The organism is Burkholderia sp. PR2, from assembly GCF_052372875.1.
In the GTDB taxonomy this organism is placed as follows: Bacteria; Pseudomonadota; Gammaproteobacteria; order Burkholderiales; family Burkholderiaceae; genus Burkholderia; species Burkholderia diffusa.
Map to the genome: position 1 here is coordinate 2156460 of NZ_JBQRWH010000004.1, position 20899 is coordinate 2177358.

Sequence of the window (20899 nt, forward strand, 5' to 3'; positions counted from 1 at the left end):
GGATCGCCATTGTTGGCAAAATGTAAAGCGGAATCAGCGCAAAGGTTGACGCCGCTCAAGCGCAATCGGGTTAACCAGCATAAGGCGATTGATTATTTTTTGCATCGCAGCAAAGCTTCGTTTCACGATGCCCAGATACGCCGCTGATTTTTATGAGTAATTTTTTGTAATGCGACGCAGCGAAGATCGTGTGAATCGGTGCGATGCCGCATTTTTGACTGAAGACCGATTCTTCGGGGTGCAGGCGGTGAATCCGGGGAAGGATGAATGAGACCGATTCAATCCTTACATCGATACTTTCATTTTCACTTCAATGACGGCCGATCGGCGCGATCCGGAACACCGGAAGTCGCGGCGCATTCCGTTAGCGCTGATGGCTCAGCCTGTCCCACACGCGCATCGTCACCGCTCGATAGTGGTTGTGTTGCGCGGGGAAATGGACGAAACGGCTGTCGCGCGTCGCATAGACCGGCGACGACGCGAGCGACATCGCGTCGACGATGTAGCGCGCGTCGATCATGCCCGCCTCCAACAGTTCGACATAGATCGCCTGCTGATCGCCGCCGCTCGCATAGACCGACGACCGATCGCCGATATTCTCGATGCGCGCGCATATGCGCTCGACCAGTTCGCGCATCGGCGCGACGTTGCGCACGCCGATCATGCACGAGTTGATCGCCCAGGCCGTGTGATCGGTGCCGATCACGAAATCGCGGCCGTCGATCACGCTGTCGACCGTCTGCCGCTGGTCGATCGCGAGGATGTCGGCGTCGACCCAGAACACGAACGCGTGATCCGGCAGATGTTCGCGAATCAGGTGCAGCTTCGCCCAGTTCGCATCGACCCCGGCCGGCAGGAACGCGGGCGGTTCGCGATACGCGTGGTACGCATAGCCGTGTCGCGCGCAATAGCGAACGAAGTTCTCTTCGTGGAGATCGCCGTAACCGGCGATGTGCGACGTGTGCAGACTCACGAACGCGATGTCTGCATGCGGGTTCAGGTGCCGCGCCGGCTCGCGCGTTCTTTGATGCGCGGCGCGCCAGTCATCCATCGCGCGCGGCTGCTCGCCCCGCTGAACGCGCGCCGCATCGTCGACGAGCGCGAGCACGTAGCGAAAGTCGTAGTCGGGCGTCGGCGCCCATACGCCATCGATCTGCTGCCATTCCGGCGCGTGGTGCGCCACGAGCGGATGCGCGCCGACGACGCCGTCGATCGCAAGCCCGTCGCCCCACACTGTCTGGGCCGACGCGAAATAGCCTGTCGCGAGCGGCTGATCGAACGGCAGCGGCGGGAAGTGCTCGGCAAGCAGCGTTGCCTCGCACGCATGCTGCCGCTCGGGCAGGCGCATCGCCCACTTGCCGAGCTCGACCACCAGCTTGCGCAAGCGCTCGCGCACGTCGGGCACGTTGCGAAAGATCATGCCGCTTGCGGCGGGCAACGGCGACTTCGACGTCTGCGTCGTGACGATCGCGTCATAACCGTCCGCGACATCCGGCAACGCATGCTGGCCGAACACGACCGAGAACGGATCGAGCACAAGCAGCAACGCACCCTGCTCCATCGCGACGAGCTGCGCGATGATCGCGTGGTACTTGTGGAGCACCTGCTGACGCTCGCCGTATACGTGCGTGCCGTCGACGATCGCGTGCCGGTAGCCGCGGCCTCGCGCGTAACGTCCGTGATTGTCGACAAGCCCGTCGACGGGTCGATGCGAAAGGATGGTCAGTACGGAATGCATGCGTGCCGGAACTCCGGATTGAGCCGCGCGAGGCGATACGCCTATTTAGCGCATGAGCGCCGCTCAAGTCGAGCATTGATTGGCTATCCGGACGACAGCGAGGCGACGAGCGGCGAGCCCGTCAGCGCAGCGGAAAAGAAAAAGCCCCGCAAGTCCGAGAACTTGCGGGGCTTTGTCACCGCTTTTGGCGGAGACGGAGGGATTCGAACCCTCGATCCAGGTTTTGGCCCAGATGCTCCCTTAGCAGGGGAGTGCCTTCGACCTCTCGGCCACGTCTCCCAAACCTTCGCTCGCACCAGGGAGGCAGTGCGACGAGAACAAGATCATATAGGGTTTGGAGCCGTTGGTCAATTTCTATGATGCATTTTCTTCAATGCATCACAAAAAATTCACGCGGCCTGATCAAGTTCGAATGCCTTGTGCAGCGCGCGAACAGCCAGCTCCATGTATTTCTCGTCGATCAGCACCGAAATCTTGATTTCGGACGTCGAGATCATCTGGATGTTGATGCCCTCTTCCGACAGCGTGCGGAACATCTTGCTCGCGACGCCCACGTGCGAACGCATGCCGACGCCGACGACCGACACTTTCGACACCTTCGGGTCGCCCTGCACGCGCTCGGCGCTCACATGGCCCTGCACCTGGTTGGTGAGGATGTCCATTGCCTTCTGGTAGTCGCCGCGGCCGACCGTGAACGTGAAGTCCGTCTTGCCTTCGACGCTCTGGTTCTGGATGATCATGTCGACGTCGACGTTCGCATCGGCAACCGGGCCGAGGATCTGATACGCGATGCCTGGCTTGTCGGGCACGCCCATCACCGCAATGCGTGCTTCGTCGCGCTGGAACGCGATGCCGGAAATGACTGCCTTTTCCATGGTCTCGTCTTCTTCAAAAGTAATCAGGGTGCCCGAGCGCATTTCTTCGTCGAGCGCAATCAGCGGATCGGTCAGGCTCGACAGCACGCGCGTCTTCACCTGGTATTTGCCGGCGAATTCGACCGAGCGGATCTGCAGGACCTTCGAGCCGAGGCTGGCCATTTCCAGCATTTCCTCGAACGTCACGCGATCAAGGCGTCGCGCCTCTTCGACCACGCGCGGGTCGGTCGTGTAGACGCCGTCGACGTCCGTATAGATCAGGCACTCTTCGGCATCCAGCGCGGCCGCGACCGCCACCGCCGACGTGTCCGAGCCGCCTCGGCCCAGCGTCGTGATGTGGCCATCCGGATCGACGCCCTGGAAGCCCGTGATGATCACGACCTTGCCGGCGTTCAGATCGGCCTTCACGCGCTCGTCGTCGATCGAGTGGATACGCGCCTTCGTGAACGCGCTGTCGGTCTTGATCGGCACTTGCCAGCCGGCATAGCTCACGGCCTCGACGCCGATTTCCTGCAGGGCGATCGACAGCAGGCCGACGCTGACCTGCTCGCCGGTCGACGCAATCATGTCGAGCTCACGCGGGCTCGGCTGGCTCGAAATCTCTTTCGCGAGCCCGAGCAGACGGTTGGTTTCGCCGGACATCGCGGACGGCACGACCACCATCTGGTGCCCGGCCTGATGCCATTTTGCGACGCGTTTCGCGACGTTCTTGATGCGCTCGACCGAGCCCATCGAAGTGCCGCCGTATTTGTGTACGATGAGTGCCATTGTCGTTCTGAACAGAAGGAGAAGCCGCACGGGCGCGCTGGGCAGGCCGCGTTGCCGTTCGGTCACGCGGCTTGTGGCTGTGGACGGACGACGAGGGGGACGGCTGGGACGCAACACGCAAGCGTGACGGATTTTGCCCGGAAGGCCGATCAGGCCGCGCAAACCGGGTACGTCACGCGGAAAACCTGCACAAATCGCTCAAAAATCGAGCCGAGCAAACGACCGAGCGTACCCGATAGAGGCCCGCTTGACAAGCCGCCCGCCGGTTTGGCAAGCGTTCCGGCGCTGTTTACCAAATGGTGAAAACCGGCGCGCGATCGCGCGGCCGGAAGTGTGCGGGCGCTACGCGATCAGCAGGTCGGGACGCCACTCGATCCGGCGCCACTCACCGTCGCCGGACAGCCCGTCGCCATGATTCACGCCGAGCCGCGGCACGTAGACGAGCCTGTCGCCTGCGAACAGCAGCGGCACGTCACGCTGCCAGGCCGGCACGCCGCGCTCCTGGAACAGGTTCTTCAGCGTGCGGCCCGGGCCGCCGGGCGACGTACGCAGCCGCTCGCCGCCCGCGCGGGCGCGCGCGGTGAGCGCGGCGCTTCGCAGCAGCGCCTCCGGCACCGCGCCGTCGCTGCCGGCTTCGGCCGGCGCGAATACGAACGTGCCGCGCCATGCCGGTACGTGCCAGACTTCCTGGCCGTCCCACGCAAGCGAGGATTCGGGGTGCGGCGTTCCGGCACCGTCGTCGGCCGGCTCGGCGCTGTCGCCCGCCTCCCAGTACACGGTGTCGCGATAGAGTCGCAAACACTGCCCCGCGTGATCGATCCGCAACGCATGCGAGTCGTGCGCGGCGCGCAGTTGCCGCATCATGTTCGCGAGCCGTCCTGCCGATGCGCCGGGCAAGCCTAGCCGGCGCATCCAGAAACGCAGCAGGTTCGCGCCGCGCGCGTCGTCAAACGCGACCAGCGCATCGCGCGACAGCGCGTGGCCCTCGTCGCGCGCGGCGCCGGCGAAATCCAGTTCGGCGAGATCGTCGAGCAGCCGTTGCGCGGCGGCCGCATGCTGGGCCGCACGGCCCAGCGCATCGCGAAAACCCGGGAAATGCACGGCGAGCGACGGCAGCACGTCAAGGCGCAGCGCATTGCGCGCATAACGCGTATCGCTGTTCGATTCGTCGTCGATCCACGTCAGCTCGCGCTGCGCCGCGTAGCGCTCCAGTTGCGCGCGCAACAATCGCAGCAGCGGTCGCACGCGTTCGACGCTCGTACCGTCAGGGCGATAACGCGGCGCCATCGCGGCCAGGCCTGCAATCCCCGCGCCGCGCAGCAACTGCAGCAGCACGGTCTCCGCCTGGTCGTCCGCATGCTGCGCGACCCACAGCGCGGCCACGCCATGACGTTCGCACATCGCGTCGAGCGCCGCGTAGCGGCGCTCGCGCGCGGTCGCCTCGACACCGAGGCCGCTGTCGCGCGGCACGTCGACACGCTCCGATTCGAACGCGACGCCGAGTCGCTCGGCCGTCTCCTGCGTATGCGCGACCCATGCGTCGGCGTTCGCACTCAGGCCGTGATGCACGTGCAACGCGACGCAGCGCGATGCGCCCGCCACGCGCACGGCCGCGTCGAGCAGCACGGTCGAGTCGAGGCCGCCGCTGTACGCGATCGCGATGCGCGCATTGGCCGGCAGATCGGCAAGCGCAACGCCGACCGCGTCGAGAACGACGCGGTCGGCGGAGAATTCGGTCGAGGGGATCACGAGACGGACGCGCGCCGGACGGCGCGCGATGGGAACACGCCGGTCATGCGCCGGGCGTGGTTTCCTTGAACTTGCCGTAGGCCATCAGGCGCTCGAAGCGGCGCTCGCGCAGCGCATCGATGCTCATGCCCTGGAACTGGCGCAGCGAATCGGCGAGCGCACGGCGCAGCAGCGCGGCCATGCCCTTCGGATCGCGATGCGCGCCGCCGAGCGGCTCGTTGATGATCTTGTCGATCAGGCCGAGCGCCTTCAGGCGATGCGCGGTCAGGCCCAGCGCTTCCGCAGCCTCGGGCGCCTTCGCGGCGCTCTTCCACAGGATCGATGCGCAGCCTTCCGGCGAGATCACCGAGTAGGTCGAGAACTGCAGCATCATCACGGTGTCGGCCACGGCGATCGCGAGCGCGCCGCCCGAACCGCCCTCGCCGATCACGGTCGTGATGATCGGCGTCTTCAGTTCGGCCATCACGTACAGGTTGCGACCGATCGCCTCCGACTGGCCGCGCTCTTCCGCGCCGATGCCCGGATACGCGCCCGGCGTGTCGACGAACGTGAAGATCGGCAGCCCGAACTTCTCGGCAAGACGCATCAGGCGTTCGGCCTTGCGATAGCCTTCCGGACGGGGCATCCCGAAGTTGCGCGCGGCGCGTTCCTTCGTGTCGCGGCCCTTCTGATGGCCGATCACCATGCACGGATGGCCGCCGAAGCGCGCGAGACCGCCGACGATCGAAATATCGTCTGCGAATGCGCGGTCGCCATGCAGTTCGTGAAAATCGGTAAACAGTTCCGCAACGTAATCGAGCGTGTACGGACGCTGCGGATGCCGCGCGATCTGCGAGACCTGCCACGGGGACAGATTCGCGTAGAGGTCCTTCGTCAGTTGCTGGCTCTTCTTCGACAGCCGCTCGATTTCTTCCGAAATATCGACAGCCGAGTCGTCCTGCACGAATCGCAGCTCTTCGATCTTGGCCTCGAGTTCGGCGATCGGCTGTTCGAAATCCAGAAACGTGGTCTTCATGTGTTCGAATCCTTGGGTCTTGCAGCAGCGCGTATTCTACCCGCGCGGGCGACGCGCAAGACCGGCTCTCAACTATTGATGTTTAAAACCCGATAGCCGTCAATCGGCGCCGGCGTCCGGCGTGTCGAGACTGCGCCACATGTACCAGGTCGCGACGGTACGCCACGGCTCCCAGTTGGCGGCCACTTCACGCGCCTCGCTGCGCGTGACGGGCTCCCCGCTGAAATAATTGACGCTGATCGCGCGGATCAGGCCCGGATCGTCGAGCGGCAGCACGTCCGGCCGCGACAGGTTGAAGATCAGGAACATCTCGGCCGTCCAGCGACTGATGCCGCGGATCTGCGTGAGTTCGGCGATCACGTCCTCGTCGTCCATCGACGTCCATTTGTCGACGTGCAGCGCGCCGGACACGAAGTGTTGCGCGAGATCGAGAATATATTCCGTCTTGCGCTTCGACAATCCGCACGCGATCAGCTTGTCCGCGCCGAGCCGGATGACCGGCTGCGGCGCGAGTTTCGGACACGCATCCTCGATGCGCGCCCACAGTGCCTGTGCGGACGGCACCGAGATCTGTTGGCCGACGACCGAACGCGCGAGCGTGACGAACGGGTCGCCGCGCTTCACGAGGTGTGCGGGGCCGAACTTCGGGATCAGCTTCTTCAGGATGCGGTCGCGCTTGACGAGATCGGCGCACGCCTTGTCCCAGTATGCGGGACGCACGGCACCGTCGGCGCCGTCGACTGCCGCATCGGCTGCACGCACCTTGCGGGCCGCGTCAGCGGCCGCCATCGCGACCTCCGGCTGCGCCGCATCCGCGCCCTTCCCGCGCGCTGGCCTCGCATGACCGTTGAGCGCGCCGTTCGGCACGGCGCGCGTCGCGTCCGCCTTGGCCGCTGGCGCGCGCTTGGCCGCCGGACGCGCGGCGAGCGGAGTCGCGCGCCTGACCGGCGCTTTTCTGGCCGTTGCCATCTTGCCTCCTACCTGACGGATCGGTCAGTGGAACGCACCGCGCTCATACGCGACGCCATTCGGTCGATCCGCCCGGTTTGTCTTCAAGTGCGATGCCGGCGTCGAGCAGTTCCGCCCGAATCCGGTCCGCTTCGGCATAGTCCTTCGCTTGCTTCGCCGCGACGCGCGCGGCGATCTTCGCTTCGATTTCGTCGGCTGCGACCCCGCCTGCCTGTGCGGCACCAGTGCCCTGCTGCAGGAACGCGCGCGGTTCGCGGCCAAGCAGGCCCAGCAGGCCCGCCAGCTGTTTCAGTTGCCGCGCGAGCGACGCATCGCGCGTGCGGTTGACTTCGCCCGCCAGCTCGAACAGCGTCGCCACCGCGACCGGCGTGTTGATGTCGTCGTTCATCGCGGCCGCGAAACGCTGCGCATGCGGCTCGTTCCAGTCGAGCGCGAGCGCGTCCGGCTCGACATCCTTCAGCGCCGTATACAGGCGCGTGAGCGACGCGCGCGCATCGTCGAGATGCACGTCGCTGTAGTTGAGCGGCGACCGGTAGTGCGTGCGCACGATGAAGAAGCGCATGACCTCGGCGTCGTAGCGCTCGAGCACTTCGCGGATCGTGAAGAAGTTGCCGAGCGACTTCGACATCTTCTCGTTGTCGACCTGCACGAAGCCGTTGTGCATCCAGTAGTTGACGAACGTCTCGCCGGTCGCGCCTTCGCTCTGCGCGATCTCGTTCTCGTGGTGCGGGAATTGCAGATCCTGCCCGCCGCCGTGGATGTCGAAATGGTTGCCGAGCAGCGAGCAACCCATCGCCGAGCACTCGATGTGCCAGCCCGGGCGGCCCGTCCCGTACTTCGACGCCCACGACGCACCCTCCGGCTCGTCGTCCTTCGCGCGCTTCCACAGCACGAAATCGAGCGGATCCTGCTTCGCGTCGTTCGCGGCGACGCGTTCGCCCGCGCGGAGGTCGTCGAGCGACTTGCCCGACAGCTTCCCGTAGTTAGCGAACTTGCGCACCGAGTAATTGACATCGCCGTCGGTCGCCTGGTACGCGTAGCCGTTCGCCTCGAGCGCCTCGATCATGCCGAGCATCTGCGGGATGAACTGCGTCGCGCGCGGCTCGACGTCGGGCCGCTGGATGCCGAGCGCAGCTTCATCCTCGTGCATCGCGTTGATGAACCGGTCGGTCAGCGACTTGATCGTCTCGCCGTTCTCGACCGCGCGGCGGATGATCTTGTCCTCGATGTCGGTGATGTTGCGCACGTACGTGACCCGATAGCCGATCGCACGCAGCCAGCGCTGGACGAGGTCGAACACGACCAGCATGCGCGCGTGGCCCACGTGACAATAGTCGTAGACGGTGATCCCGCATACGTACATCCGCACTTCGCCGGGCTGGCGCGGCACGAAAACTTGCTTGTCACGCGCGAGCGTGTTGTAGATGCGCAGTGATTCCATAGAGATGAACCGTGAGCCGAAGGAAACCGCCCTGGCGAAGCTCGCCCAGCATGCGAAACGGACGGACCATCTGCCGCGGCACCAGGCCGCGCGTCCTCGATATCACATGGGGCGGTCAGGCTGCAAGCACAGCGGTGACGGCCACGAGAGGCTAAGAAAGACTGTCTGCCGCTCGCCGGAACGCGCAGACGTTTTGTTAGAATGGCTCGGAGTATAACATTCCGATTTACGCCTATGAAACCTCATCGCGGCCGCGCGCCGAGCGCTGCGACCCTCGTCGCGACCACCGTCATGAGCGTCGCACTGACGCTTTTCGCGGCTCCCGCGGCGCATGCGCAGAAGGCCCCTGCGGTCGCCGACGGCACCCCCGAAATCGACGCGTCGATCGCCGGCAAGCAGTGGAAACAGGCGCTCGCGCAGCTCGACGCGCGCATCGCGTCGAACCCGCACGACGTGCAGGCGCAGTTCAAGCGCGGCACCGTGCTCGCCCGCCTGAACCGCGACGACGACGCGATCCAGCAGTTCGTCGCGATCACGCAGGCCTACCCCGAACTGCCCGAACCGTACAACAACCTCGCCGCGCTCTACGCGAAGCACGGCCGCTACGACGAAGCGCGCAGCGCACTCGTCACCGCGACGCAATCGAACCCGAGCTACTCGCTCGCGTACGAGAACCTCGGCGACCTTTATCTGCGCCTCGCGGCCGAATCGTACAAGCGCGCGCAATCGCTCGGCCGCACGAGCGGCGCGACTGCGCAACGCCTCGCCGACCTGCAGAAGATCGTGTCGCCGCCGAAGGCGGCAGCGAACGCGCGCGCCGTCACGCCCGCCACGCGCGCGTACACCGATCGCGCCGCCGCGAACGTGAGCACCACTACGCTGCCGATGTCGCCGACGTTCCAGTTCAATGGTCCGTCCGGTGCGCTGACAGCGCCGTACGTCGCGCCGTCGCAGTAAGCGGCGCAACCTTCCTTCCCTCCCAATCTGAGGATCGCAATGAAACGTCTGTTGCTGGCGCTTGGCGGCGCCGCCCTTCTCGCGACCGCGCCCGCGTTCGCGCAATCGGCCACCGCGCACCCCGTCGTGCAGCTGAAGACCTCGCAGGGCGACATCCGCGTCGAGCTCTATCCGGAGAAGGCGCCGAAGACGGTCGCCAACTTCCTCGATTACGTGAAGGCCGGCCAGTACAACGGCACGATCTTCCATCGCGTGATCAAGGGCTTCATGATCCAGGGCGGCGGCTACAAGACCAACTTCGAGGAGAAGCCGACCCGCGCACCGATCCCGCTGGAAAGCCGCAATGGTCTGAAGAACCTGACGGGCACGATCGCGATGGCGCGTACCAGCGATCCGAATTCGGCCACCGCGCAGTTCTTCATCAACACGGTCGACAACAGCGGCCTCGACTACCCGAACCCGGACGGCAACGGCTATGCGGTGTTCGGCAAGGTCGTGTCGGGCCTCGACGTCGTGAAGAAGATCGAAGGCGTGGCGACGACCTCGCGCGGCCCGATGCAGGACGTGCCGGCCCAGCCGGTCCTGATCGAGTCGGCCAGCATCGTCTCGAAATAAGCACCTGCCGGCACGTCCGGCGCCACACGCGGCCGCGTCGCACGACCGGCCGCGTGCCATTTAAACCGCCTTACCGAAGGGAATTCATCATGGTTGAACTGCACACGAACCACGGCGTGATCAAGCTCGAGCTGGACGCCGCCAAGGCACCGAAGACGGTCGAGAACTTCCTCAACTACGTGAAGAAGGGTCACTATGACGGCACGGTGTTCCACCGCGTGATCAACGGCTTCATGATTCAAGGCGGCGGCTTCGAGCCCGGCCTGAAGCAGAAGCCGACCGACGCGCCGATCGACAACGAAGCGAACAACGGCCTGAAGAACGACAACTACACGATCGCGATGGCGCGCACGAACGATCCGCACTCGGCGACCGCCCAGTTCTTCATCAACGTGAACGACAACGACTTCCTGAACCACTCGTCGCCGACGCCGCAGGGCTGGGGTTACGCGGTGTTCGGCAAGGTCGTCGAAGGCCAGGACGTGGTCGACAAGATCAAGGGCGTCAAGACGGGCAACGCGGGCTTCCACCAGGACGTCCCGACCGACGACGTCGTGATCGAAAAGGCCGTGGTGGTCTGACGCATAGTCCGTTACGGAGGCACTTCGATGTTGCAGGAGAGTCCGCCGCGAAGCGTCTCCGCGGGCGTGCCGGGCGAGCGCGAATACGCGCAAGCCGCACGCCCGTTCCTGTTTCTCTCCGATCTGCACTTGAGCGAGGCGATTCCGAAGACGGTCGCCGCGTTCGAGCATTTCGTGAAATACACGGCCGACAGCGCCGACTCGGTGTTCATCCTCGGCGACCTGTTCGAATACTGGATCGGCGACGACGTGCTCGACCACGATCCGTTCGCGGCGCGCATGGCCGCGCTGATGCATACGTTCTCGGAGCGCGGAATCGCGCTCTACGTGATGCACGGCAATCGCGATTTCCTGCTCGGCCGGCGCTTCATGAAGGCGGCCGGCGCGATGCTGCTGCCGGACCCGGCGCTGATCACATCGTTCGGCCAGCGCATCGTGCTCGCGCACGGGGACGCGCAATGCACGGCCGATCGCGGCTACCAGATATTTCGGCGGTTTGCCCGCAATGGCATCGCGCAAGCACTGTTTCTCGCGTGGCCGTTCCGCTGGCGTTGCGCGCTCGCGCAACGGATGCGCTCGAACAGCGAAGCGGGACGGATGCGCCCCGCTTCGCCGCGCTACGACGTCACGCGTGAAGGCATCGCCGCGTTGTTCCGGAAGAGCCGCGCGAGCGTAATCATTCACGGCCACACGCATCGCCCCGCAAGCCACGCCGAACCGGGCGGGATTCGCTGGGTACTGCCGGACTGGGATCTCGACCACGGCAAGCCGCGCGGCGGCTATCTGCGCGTCGACGCCGAAGGCATCCACGCGATGCCGCTCGACTGACTCGATCGGCACGGCCGGCCGCCGCCGGCATGCACTGCGTTACGACTGGCGCTCGAGCGCCTTGCCTTCCAGCACCGCCGACAGCCTGCGCAGATCGAGACGCGCTGCGTCCGCGCCCTGCAGCGTTTCCAGATGCGCGCCGAGTTGCTCGAGCGCCGCGACGATCTCGTCCACGCGCCGGCTTTCCTTTGCCGCGTGGTCGATCAGGCCGTGAATCGCGAGTGACATCGGGTCGTCCGCGTTCGGCGTGATCCCATACGCGCAGAATGCGGCGCGCTCGGGCTGCGGCTTCGATTGCGCCGGCATCACGATGCGCGCCGGATTGCCGACCGCGGTGCCACCTGCCGGCACCGGCTTCACGACGACCGCGTTCGAACCGATCTTCGCGCCCGCGCCGACCGTGAAACCGCCGAGCACCTTCGCGCCCGCGCCGACGATCACGCCGGCCTCGAGCGTCGGATGGCGCTTCGCGCCGCGCGTGAGCGAGGTGCCGCCGAGCGTCACGCCCTGATAGATCGTACAGTCGTCACCGACGATCGCGGTTTCGCCGATCACGACACCCATCCCGTGATCGATGAACACGCGCCGGCCGATCGTCGCGCCCGGATGAATCTCGATACCCGTCAGGAAGCGCCCGGCCTGCGACACGAAGCGTGCGAGCCAGTAGCGTTTCGCGCGCCAGCATGCATGCGCGAAGCGATGCAGCACGAGCGCCTGCAGCCCCGGGTAACAGGTCAGCACTTCCCAGGCACTGCGAGCGGCGGGATCCCGCTCGCGAATCGTCGCAACGTCTTCGCGCAGTCTAGTGAACATGATCTGGTCTGGGCTGGGAAAAGGCCGGCGTGCCCCGCCGGCAATGGCCGGCCGTTATCGCACCGGGTAATTTGCTTATGACGTCCGCCGATTGTAGGGCCACTCGCGCGCGGCCGCACGGCGTCGCGCGTTCACCCCGCCGGCGGCACGGGTATTCGTGCGGAATGCCCGTCGCAGCCTGTCGACGAGGCCATCCGGTGGATCGGCGAGAACCAGGTCACCGACATCGAGCGGCCGATGCAATGCGGCGTTCGCGGCGGGAACGCAGCCGCCCGGCGCGCGAGCGCCTGGCAGCCGGCGTGCCGACCCGCTTACGCGTCGCCGTCGGGCGTGCCGGATTTCAGCAGGATGTGCTTCGCGATGCCGCGCAGGATGTTGACTTCCTCGCGCTCGAGACCGGTACGTGCGAACAGGCGCCGCAACCGCGGCATCAGCTTCTTCGGATTGCGCGGATCGAGAAAATCGAGCGCGATCAGCGCGTTCTCGAGGTGCGCGTACATCCGCTCGATCTCATCGCTCTGCGCGAGCGTGCCGGCTTCCGCCGGCGCCTGGTGCGACGGCTCGCTCCCCTGCTCCAGGAGCGCGACGCGCAGTTCATACGCGAGCACCTGCACGGCCTGCGCGAGGTTCAGCGAGCTGTAAGCCGGATTCGCCGGGATGTGCGCGAGCGCGCTGCACTGTTCGACGTGCTCGTTCGCGAGACCCGTGCGCTCGTTGCCGAACACGAACGCGACGTCGCCGGTGCCGACCTGCGCGCACGCCTGTTCGGCGGCCGCGCGCGGCGCAAGGCGCGGCGGCCCGTATTCGCGCGTGCGGGCAGTCAGCGCGATCGACCAGTGGACGCCGGACAGTGCGTCGCCGAGCGTGGGCACGACATGCGCGGACGCGAGGACGTCATCCGCGCCGCTCGCCATCGCGATCGCTTCGGGGTCGCTCTGCACATGCGGCACGCGCGGAGCAACCAGTACGAGCCTGGAGAAACCCATCGTCTTCAGCGCGCGGGCGGCCGCCCCGACATTGCCGGGATGGCTCGGCTCGACGAGCACGAAACGGGTGGACGTGAAGCCGCCGGACGGCGGCAGGGGCGAGGCCGTGCCCGATTCGGACGGCGCGGCGGGATTCTGCGGGGTTTCCACTACATACGACTCGGTTCATCAGAATGGCAGTATGGTATCGCCATCGCCCCGGCAAACCCACTCGTCCGGACGGCCAGTGGGGTTTCCCCGCATTCCGGCCACCTGAAACTCTCGAAATTCGGGTAAAATCATGTGTTTACGTGTCGCATCCCGTGCGACGCGGGTCGTACCCTGCTCTTTGTCAATTCGCGTCTCATCTCGCCCGGCCCGTTTGCGCCGTTCCGGGCGGTGTGTTCCACTTCGTGGCGGCCCGTGCCGCCGGCTACAGGATCCAGGCTCATGCATCCCATGCTCAACATCGCTGTCAAGGCTGCGCGCCGCGCCGGACAGATCATCAACCGTGCCTCCCTCGACCTCGACCTGATCGAGATCCGCAAGAAGCAACAGAATGACTTCGTCACCGAAGTGGACAAGGCCGCCGAAGAGGCGATCATCGAGACGCTGAAGACCGCCTACCCCGACCACGCGATCCTCGCGGAGGAATCGGGCGAATCCGAGAACGAATCCGAATTCAAGTGGATCATCGATCCGCTCGACGGCACGACCAACTTCATCCACGGCTTCCCGTACTACTGCGTGTCGATCGCGCTCGAGCACAAGGGCGTCGTCACGCAGGCCGTCATCTACGATCCGAACAAGAACGATCTGTTCACGGCCACCCGCGGCCGCGGCGCGTACCTGAACGACCGCCGCATCCGCGTCGGCCGTCGCGACCGCCTGGCGGACGCGCTGGTCGGGACCGGCTTCCCGTTCCGCGAAAAGGACGGCCTCGACGCATATGCGCGCCTGTTCACCGAAATGACGCAGGCGTGCACGGGGCTGCGCCGTCCGGGCGCGGCCGCGCTCGACCTCGCGAACGTCGCGGCCGGCCGTCTCGATGCGTTCTTCGAGCAGGGCATCAACGTGTGGGACATGGCGGCGGGCAGCCTGCTGATCACCGAAGCCGGCGGCCTCGTCGGCAACTACACGGGCGACGCCGACTTCCTGCATCGTCATGAGATCGTCGCGGCGAACCCGAAGATCTACGCGCAGATGATCCCGATCCTGAACCGCTACAGCCGCGTGCATCCGGCAGCGGAGTAAATCCGGGCCGCGCCCGCGCGGCGCGGCTGACGCAGCACCGCTGCCGCCGGCACGCCGCCCCGCCCGTCTCAACACCGCCACGACTTCGTGGCGACCGTATCCGAATACTCATGTTACGGCTAAGCGAACTTAAACTCCCGCTCGACCACCCCGAGAGCGCCCTCGAGGCCGCGATCCGTGCGCGCCTCGCGGAGCTTGGCGTGCCGGCAGACGGGCTCCTCCGTTACACGGTGTTCCGCCGTGCGCACGATGCGCGCAAGCGCGCCGACATCAAGCTCACGTATATCGTCGACGTCGAAGTCAAGGATGAAGCGGCCGTGCTTCCGCGACTCGCCGGCACGCCGCATTGCGGCGTGACGCCCGACATGGCGTACCACTTCGTCACGAAGGCGCCCGAGCACGCCAACTTCCTGCGCCCCGTCGTCATCGGCATGGGGCCGTGCGGCCTGTTTGCCGGCCTGATCCTCGCGCAGATGGGTTTCCGCCCCATCATCCTCGAGCGCGGCAAGGCCGTGCGCGAGCGCACCAAGGACACCTTCGGCCTGTGGCGCAAGAGCATCCTCAATCCCGAGTCCAACGTGCAGTTTGGCGAAGGCGGGGCCGGGACGTTTTCCGACGGCAAGCTTTACAGCCAGATCAAGGATCCCCACCACTACGGCCGCAAGGTGCTCGACGAATTCGTCAAGGCCGGTGCGCCGGAAGACATCCTGTACCTGAGCCGGCCGCACATCGGCACGTTCCGCCTCGTCAGCATGGTGGAAAAGATGCGCGCGACCATCCACGAACTGGGTGGTGAAGTGCGCTTCGAAACCCGGGTCGAGGACATCGAAATCGACCAGGGCAAGGTGCGCTCGCTGACGCTGTCGAACGGCGAAACGCTCCGGTGCGATCACGTGGTGCTGGCCGTGGGCCACAGCGCGCGAGACACGTTCCAGATGCTGCACGAGCGCGGCGTGTACGTCGAAGCGAAGCCGTTCTCGCTGGGTTTCCGGATCGAACATCCGCAGGGGCTGATCGATCGCAGCCGCTTCGGCAAGTTCGCGGGTCACAAGCAACTCGGCGCGGCCGACTACAAGGTCGTCCATCACTGCAGCAACGGACGCGCGGTCTACAGCTTCTGCATGTGCCCCGGCGGCACGGTGGTCGCGGCGACGTCCGAGCCGGGCCGCGTGGTCACCAACGGCATGAGCCAGTATTCCCGCGCCGAGCGCAACGCGAATGCGGGCATCGTCGTCGGCATCACGCCGGAAGACTATCCGGGCGGACCGCTTGCGGGCATCGCGTTCCAGCGCAAATGGGAAGAACGCGCGTTCGAGCTCGGTGGCGGCGATTACAGCGCGCCGGGCCAGCTGGTCGGCGATTTCATCGCGGGCCGGCCGTCGACGTCGCTCGGCTCCGTGGTGCCGTCGTACAAACCGGGCGTGCGCCCGACCGATCTCAGCACCGCACTGCCCGACTACGTGATCGAGGCCATTCGTGAAGCGCTGCCGCAAATCGACAAGAAGATCGCCGGCTTCGCGATGCACGACGCGGTGCTCACCGGCGTGGAGACGCGCACGTCGTCCCCGATCCGGATCCGGCGCAAGGACGATTACCAGAGCGTGAACGTCGAAGGCCTGTATCCGGCCGGCGAAGGCGCAGGGTATGCGGGCGGCATCTATTCCGCAGCGATCGACGGTATCGAAGTCGCGCAGGCGGTGGCGCTCGATCTGATGTCGTCGCACACGTCCTGATATTGCAGGCCGGACTCGGCGCACGTATGCCCATGCGCCGAGTCAAGCCTGCATTTTCAATGCTTGCCCGGGGCGAGCTCCAATCGCCACATCGGGCCGACGGTCTCCGACCGTGATCTCCGGCCTTTGCGATGCGCCGCGGCCATTCAGAGGCCGGTATGCCGAACACGACTGACGCCGGGCCTGATTTCGCTTTGGTACACTTGGCGCCCAGGTTCTCTACGTTTCCACGCATCCATGGCCGCTGCACAGTCAGACAACGCGTCATCTGATTTCATGCCGGCTGACCTCAGGCAAAGCGTGATTACGCAGACGTTGCCGCATTCCCAGGTCGGCATCAGCCGACTGAAGACATCTCGTAGAAACATTGGCCGAACTGCGCCATATGAACTTGAAGACGCCGATCTCATCGTGTTGCAATTGCGTGCGTTCGGCGAACAGGAATTGTGGCTTGACGGACGCGTTGCCCGCTTTGTCCCCTATGACGCAGGGACCGTCACGATTCATGACCTCGATCGCAGATGGGTTTCCGACCTGAAGGGGGCGTTCGACTGCATCCATTTTCACCTCCCTCGCCGAACGCTGGAGGAGACGGTCGATGAAATCGGAGGCAGGCAGCGACCACAGCTTTACTTGCCGCCGCATTTGAGTGCGACGGATCCGATCATCCATCGGCTGGGCCACGCTCTGCTCCCCGCTTTAGCGCAGCCCGAGCATGCATCTCAGCTTTTTATCGACCATGTCGCGCTCGCCTTCCAGGCGCATGTCGCGCGCCTGTATGGCGGCGTCAGCGAGCGCCGGGAGAAGTCGACCTGCAAACTCACTGCGTGGCAGGAGCGAATGGCGAAAGGACTTCTTCTCGAACACCTAACCGGGAACATATCGATTGCCGATGTGGCGAAAGCATGCGGCCTGTCTCGCGGCCATTTCGTCAAAGCCTTTCATCAGACCACCGGGTTACCGCCCCATCGCTGGCTGATCAATCAGCGCATCGAGCAAGCAATGATGTACATGCGCACGTCGTCCATGCCCCTGCAAATGATCTCGGATGCATGCGGCTTCGCCGACCAGAGCCACTTCACGAGAACATTTACGCGCGTCACCGGCGTTACACCGCGTCGTTGGCGCACGGACAACGTTTGAGGGCCGCATGAGCGACGCCTCGCTTTCGCAAGCGGGCATCTCTTTCTTGTCCGGCATGATCCGACAAGTCTTGGCGCACAAAGCTACGCCAAGACCTGCGCCACGCCGATCGATCGTCACTGCGCAGGTCGATCGCTGCGCGTGACCAGATTTCCCTTCAGTGCCGCGCTCATCGGCATGTCAAGATTCGCACCATGTGGCGGAATAGGTGATTCAAACCATTTCGCGTACAGGCGAGTGAATTCGCCACTCTTCATGAGCCGAGTGAGCGTGCCATCGACGAGTCGCTTGAACGCCGGATCGTCTTTGCGCACCATGCATGCGTATGGCTCCACCTGCAACGCGTCTCCCGCCACGGCCCACGTACCCGGGTCGTCCGCGTTGGCCCTGAGCCCATAAAGCAGAACGTCATCGAGCGCGAGCGCTGCCGCTTTGTCGTCCGCGACGATCTTTAGTGCGTCGGCGTAGTCCTTTGTCAGCACGACTTCGGCATCGATGTGCTGCGCTTCGAGTTGGCGTCGCAGCGTTTTTTCGTTCGTACTCCCGCCGACTGTCACGACGGCCTTATGCGCGAGGTCGGCATAGTCGCCAATGCGCGACGCCCGTTTTGCCATCAGCCGCGTGCCGGCATAAAAGTAATTGATCGAAAACGCGACGTCCTTGCCACGCGCCGAGGTGTTTGTCGTCGACCCGCACTCCAGATCGTAGGTGCCATTGACGAGCAGCGGAATTCGATTTTGACCGGTGACCGGCACGTAAGCGACCTTCAGATCCGGTCTGCGAAGTACCTTGCGAACGTCGTCGACGATTGATTCCGTTACGTCCATCGAAAAGCCGACGGCTTTATGCGGTGTCAGCAGGTAGCTGAACGGCACGGCGGCTTCCCTGTACGAAACAACGATTTGATTGGACCGAGAGATTTTGTCCAACGTCTGCGCATTGGCGGTCATCGACGCGGCACACCCCGCGAATAATGCGGCAAGCATGGCAAAGGATGGGGATCTCATGATGCCTCTTTCACGACGTCTTCCCTGCAGAAGCTCGATTTGCCGAGCCGGCTCCGTCAGTAGCGGACCGCACGTCGTATCCCTTGCCGCGCGTCCATCAATTCCGACGTGAATTCACTTTAAGCGGAGTCGATCGCCCCCGATTGACTCAGGTCAACGGCGCAGCGGCCTCGGAACAAGTGCCGGGACAGAGTTTCAGCACGACGCCGCAACCCGTATCGAGATTCGGTTGGTCGACAGGCCTTGGCTGATCGATAAGCGTCATGCCGGCAAGACAAGCACCGGCGCTATCCCTTGGGGCCATCCGACCGGCCAAGCCGCACGAGCCGGAATTGTTGCCGGACACGGAGTCGTATCGCGCGATCTGCTGGCCTATCGGCCAACTTCGACCGTATTCGTCAAAGCCACTGGCAAACTTGGGCAACTCAAGCAATAACTTGATGCCGGATCTATGACCACGCTGTCGCCCGAGGCCTTTGAAGGCCACACGCCAATGATGCAGCAGTATCTGCGCCTTACCTGATAAGGCTCGGCGCACGAACCTACGCTGGCTCTTTCGAGGATCGACCGTTACCCACCGGTCACAGACATCCAGCAGGCGCTTAGATCTGCTGCTGCCCGCCATCGACGAACAGCTCGATGCCGTTCACGAAGCTCGCGTCGTCCGACGCAAGGAACAACGCAGCGCTTGCGATCTCTCCGGGCTCGCCGAGGCGCCCCATCGGGATCTGGGCAGCCAGGTAATCGGCAAGACCCTGGCGTTGGACTGCATCGTCACCGGCGAGGTCGAGCAAGCCGGGCGTGCGCGTCGCACCCGGGCTGATTGTATTAACCCGGACGCGGCGATCCTTCAGATCGAGAATCCAGCTGCGTACGAAGGCGCGCACCGCGGCTTTCGAAGCCGAATACACGCTGAATGCAGCCGTGCCCGCGCTGCCTGCCGTTGAACCGGTAAGAATCACCGACGCCCCCTCGGCGAGCAGCGGCAACGCTTTTTGCACCGTGAAGAGCACGCCCTTCACATTGCGATCGAAGGTGTCGTCGTAGTGTTCTTCGGTGATGCTGCCAAGCGGCAGCATCGAACCGCCGCCGGCGTTGGCGAACAGCACGTCGAGATGCCCCTGTTCTTCCTTGATCTGCGCATACAGCGCGTCGAGCTCACCCAGCTTTGTGGAATCGACTCGTACCCCCGTCGCGTTGCCGCCCGCTTCGCGGATGCCCTTCACTGCGGCATCTAGTTCAGCCTGACGGCGGCCGGTGAGGTAGACGTGCGCGCCTTCTGCCGCGAAACGCTGTGCGGTGGCGAGGCCGATGCCGCTGGTTGCGCCGGTAACGAGTGCAATCTTGTTGTCGAGCTTGCGTGCCATGGTGCTTCTCCGTTCGTTCGGTAAGTGGATGACTGCGTTCGGTGTTTCGTGCTGCGATGTGAGGAGAATATCGACGTCCAAGGCTTATCGAAATAGAATTGATTGCAATCAAACGTTGCAAAAATGAAAAGATGAGGGGAAATGGCGAAGCTGCCTGATTTCGAAGGACTTGCTATGTTCGCGAAGGTCGCGGAGGAAGGATCGTTCGCGGCCGCGGCGCGCGCGATGGGCGTGTCGGTGGCGACGGTCTCGCGGGGCGTCGCCCGTCTCGAAGACCGGTTGGGCGCGCGGCTCTTCAACCGCACGTCGCGCCAACTCTCGCTCACCGAGTTCGGCCGGACGATCTGCGATAAGGCCGGAGAGATCTACCGTCAGGCCGAAGAAGCAGAAAGCGCCGCGCGCGAAATGTCGGTGCAGCCGCGCGGACTGGTGCGCCTGGCTGTACCGATGTCGTTCGGGCTGCGCTGGGTCGCGCCGCTGCTGCCCGCGTTTTTTCGCGCGTATCCGGAGGTGTCGATCGACCTGCATCTTTCGGATGCGTCAGTCGATCTGGTTGCCGATGGGTTTGACGCCGCACTGCGCATTGCCGCGCTGCCTGATTCGTCGCTGGTGGCACGACGCCTGTGCCCGGTCACACAATTCGTGGTGGCGTCGCCCGCGTACCTGAAGCGCGAAGGGCGGCCCGCGCATCCGCGCGAGCTGGCGGACCGGCCATGCCTTTCATACGCGTATCGCGCGCGCAGCGATTTGTGGCGCTTCACGAACGCTGCAGGCGAGGAGGAGCCGGTCAAGCCGACCGGCCCGTTGCGCGTGACGAATTCCGATGCGCTGCTGCCCACGCTGCTCGACGGCCTCGCAATTGCCGAGTTGCCCGAATTCGTCGCCAGCGAATATCTGACCGATGGCCGCCTTGAGGCGATCCTCACCGACTGGTCGCTGACGAAGGGCGGTCTTTACTTCGTCACGCCATCGGCGCGTGCACGTCCGGCGAAGGTGGCGGTGCTGTCCGACTATTTTGCGGAGCATCTCTCGGAGCCGTCATGGCGATGGCCGAAGTAACGCAGTGGCGAGGATGAGCCCA

Annotated in this window: 18 protein-coding genes, 1 tRNA gene and 1 pseudogene; 9 read left to right on the forward strand and 11 right to left on the reverse strand. The window is 64.7% G+C overall.

Features of this window, described 5'->3' with window-relative positions; translation table 11 throughout:
• Positions 1 to 364: 364 nt before the first annotated feature.
• From ACT2FV_RS27170 to ACT2FV_RS27180, 3 genes are all read right to left on the reverse strand, one after another.
• A complete protein-coding gene (locus tag ACT2FV_RS27170) occupies positions 365 to 1738 on the reverse strand; it encodes a hypothetical protein (protein WP_444505160.1) in 1374 nt (457 codons plus the stop codon).
• Between the two features lie 185 nt (positions 1739 to 1923).
• Positions 1924 to 2017, reverse strand: a tRNA-Ser gene (locus ACT2FV_RS27175).
• Positions 2018 to 2127: 110 nt separating this feature from the next.
• Positions 2128 to 3381, reverse strand: coding sequence for an aspartate kinase (locus tag ACT2FV_RS27180; RefSeq protein ID WP_040144529.1), 1254 nt, complete (start codon positions 3379 to 3381; stop codon positions 2128 to 2130).
• Between ACT2FV_RS27180 and ACT2FV_RS27185 the strand changes: the two are divergent.
• Positions 3364 to 3601 (forward strand): annotated as a pseudogene (locus ACT2FV_RS27185) (hypothetical protein); the annotation flags it as partial. The gene ACT2FV_RS27180 and the pseudogene ACT2FV_RS27185 sit on opposite strands and share 18 nt — an antisense overlap.
• A 122-nt stretch (positions 3602 to 3723) precedes the next feature.
• Here the strand turns inward: ACT2FV_RS27185 and tilS are convergent.
• From tilS to cysS, 4 genes are all read right to left on the reverse strand, one after another.
• On the reverse strand, positions 3724 to 5130 hold the full coding sequence (gene tilS / locus ACT2FV_RS27190) for a tRNA lysidine(34) synthetase TilS (RefSeq protein WP_444505161.1): 1407 nt from the start codon (positions 5128 to 5130) through the stop codon (positions 3724 to 3726).
• A gap of 43 nt (positions 5131 to 5173) precedes the next feature.
• Entirely contained in the window at positions 5174 to 6145 is a 972-nt protein-coding gene (locus ACT2FV_RS27195; protein ID WP_059607910.1) for an acetyl-CoA carboxylase carboxyltransferase subunit alpha, read from the reverse strand.
• A 99-nt stretch (positions 6146 to 6244) separates the two neighbouring features.
• A complete protein-coding gene (locus ACT2FV_RS27200; RefSeq protein WP_059607911.1) occupies positions 6245 to 7114 on the reverse strand; it encodes a DNA-3-methyladenine glycosylase family protein in 870 nt (289 codons plus the stop codon).
• 43 nt (positions 7115 to 7157) lie between these two features.
• A complete protein-coding gene (gene cysS, locus ACT2FV_RS27205; protein WP_226115719.1) occupies positions 7158 to 8555 on the reverse strand; it encodes a cysteine--tRNA ligase in 1398 nt (465 codons plus the stop codon).
• 234 nt (positions 8556 to 8789) lie between these two features.
• On the opposite strand from cysS, the gene ACT2FV_RS27210 reads away from it, so the two are divergent.
• The 4 genes from ACT2FV_RS27210 (at position 8790) to ACT2FV_RS27225 (ending at position 11536) form a co-directional block, all read left to right on the forward strand.
• The gene (locus tag ACT2FV_RS27210; RefSeq protein ID WP_170296462.1) at positions 8790 to 9512 is read left to right on the forward strand and encodes a tetratricopeptide repeat protein; all 723 of its coding nucleotides are present in this window, start codon (positions 8790 to 8792) and stop codon (positions 9510 to 9512) included.
• A 39-nt stretch (positions 9513 to 9551) separates the two neighbouring features.
• Complete coding sequence (locus ACT2FV_RS27215) at positions 9552 to 10127, forward strand: peptidylprolyl isomerase (RefSeq protein ID WP_012364186.1); 576 nt, start codon at positions 9552 to 9554, stop codon at positions 10125 to 10127.
• An 89-nt stretch (positions 10128 to 10216) separates the two neighbouring features.
• Positions 10217 to 10708, forward strand: a complete 492-nt coding sequence (locus tag ACT2FV_RS27220) for a peptidylprolyl isomerase (RefSeq protein ID WP_006483987.1) — start codon at positions 10217 to 10219, stop codon at positions 10706 to 10708.
• 27 nt (positions 10709 to 10735) lie between these two features.
• Positions 10736 to 11536: a UDP-2,3-diacylglucosamine diphosphatase gene (locus ACT2FV_RS27225; protein WP_059607914.1), complete on the forward strand. Its 801-nt coding sequence runs from the start codon at positions 10736 to 10738 to the stop codon at positions 11534 to 11536.
• A gap of 39 nt (positions 11537 to 11575) precedes the next feature.
• Here ACT2FV_RS27225 and cysE read toward each other — a convergent pair whose 3' ends face one another.
• Both cysE and ACT2FV_RS27235 read right to left on the reverse strand, forming a co-directional pair.
• Positions 11576 to 12349, reverse strand: coding sequence for a serine O-acetyltransferase (gene cysE, locus ACT2FV_RS27230; RefSeq protein ID WP_444505162.1), 774 nt, complete (start codon positions 12347 to 12349; stop codon positions 11576 to 11578).
• A gap of 311 nt (positions 12350 to 12660) precedes the next feature.
• Positions 12661 to 13485 (reverse strand): RNA methyltransferase, encoded by an 825-nt coding sequence (locus ACT2FV_RS27235; RefSeq protein WP_444505163.1) that lies wholly within the window; start codon positions 13483 to 13485, stop codon positions 12661 to 12663.
• A 279-nt stretch (positions 13486 to 13764) separates the two neighbouring features.
• Between ACT2FV_RS27235 and ACT2FV_RS27240 the strand changes: the two genes are divergently transcribed.
• From ACT2FV_RS27240 to ACT2FV_RS27250, 3 genes are all read left to right on the forward strand, one after another.
• Positions 13765 to 14568, forward strand: coding sequence for an inositol monophosphatase family protein (locus tag ACT2FV_RS27240; protein WP_059607917.1), 804 nt, complete (start codon positions 13765 to 13767; stop codon positions 14566 to 14568).
• A gap of 110 nt (positions 14569 to 14678) precedes the next feature.
• Positions 14679 to 16301: an NAD(P)/FAD-dependent oxidoreductase gene (locus ACT2FV_RS27245; protein ID WP_124622366.1), complete on the forward strand. Its 1623-nt coding sequence runs from the start codon at positions 14679 to 14681 to the stop codon at positions 16299 to 16301.
• Between the two features lie 237 nt (positions 16302 to 16538).
• Positions 16539 to 17444 carry a helix-turn-helix transcriptional regulator gene (locus ACT2FV_RS27250; protein ID WP_151050926.1) on the forward strand — a complete coding sequence of 302 codons (906 nt, stop codon included), beginning with the start codon at positions 16539 to 16541 and terminating at the stop codon, positions 17442 to 17444.
• A 116-nt stretch (positions 17445 to 17560) separates the two neighbouring features.
• Here ACT2FV_RS27250 and ACT2FV_RS27255 read toward each other — a convergent pair whose 3' ends face one another.
• On the reverse strand, positions 17561 to 18451 hold the full coding sequence (locus ACT2FV_RS27255; RefSeq protein WP_444505164.1) for an amino acid ABC transporter substrate-binding protein: 891 nt from the start codon (positions 18449 to 18451) through the stop codon (positions 17561 to 17563).
• Between the two features lie 602 nt (positions 18452 to 19053).
• Entirely contained in the window at positions 19054 to 19818 is a 765-nt protein-coding gene (locus tag ACT2FV_RS27260; RefSeq protein ID WP_124622357.1) for an SDR family NAD(P)-dependent oxidoreductase, read from the reverse strand.
• Positions 19819 to 19959: 141 nt separating this feature from the next.
• Here ACT2FV_RS27260 and ACT2FV_RS27265 point away from each other — a divergent pair, with 141 nt between their 5' ends.
• Positions 19960 to 20877 (forward strand): LysR family transcriptional regulator, encoded by a 918-nt coding sequence (locus ACT2FV_RS27265; RefSeq protein WP_151050930.1) that lies wholly within the window; start codon positions 19960 to 19962, stop codon positions 20875 to 20877.
• Positions 20878 to 20899: the final 22 nt, after the last annotated feature.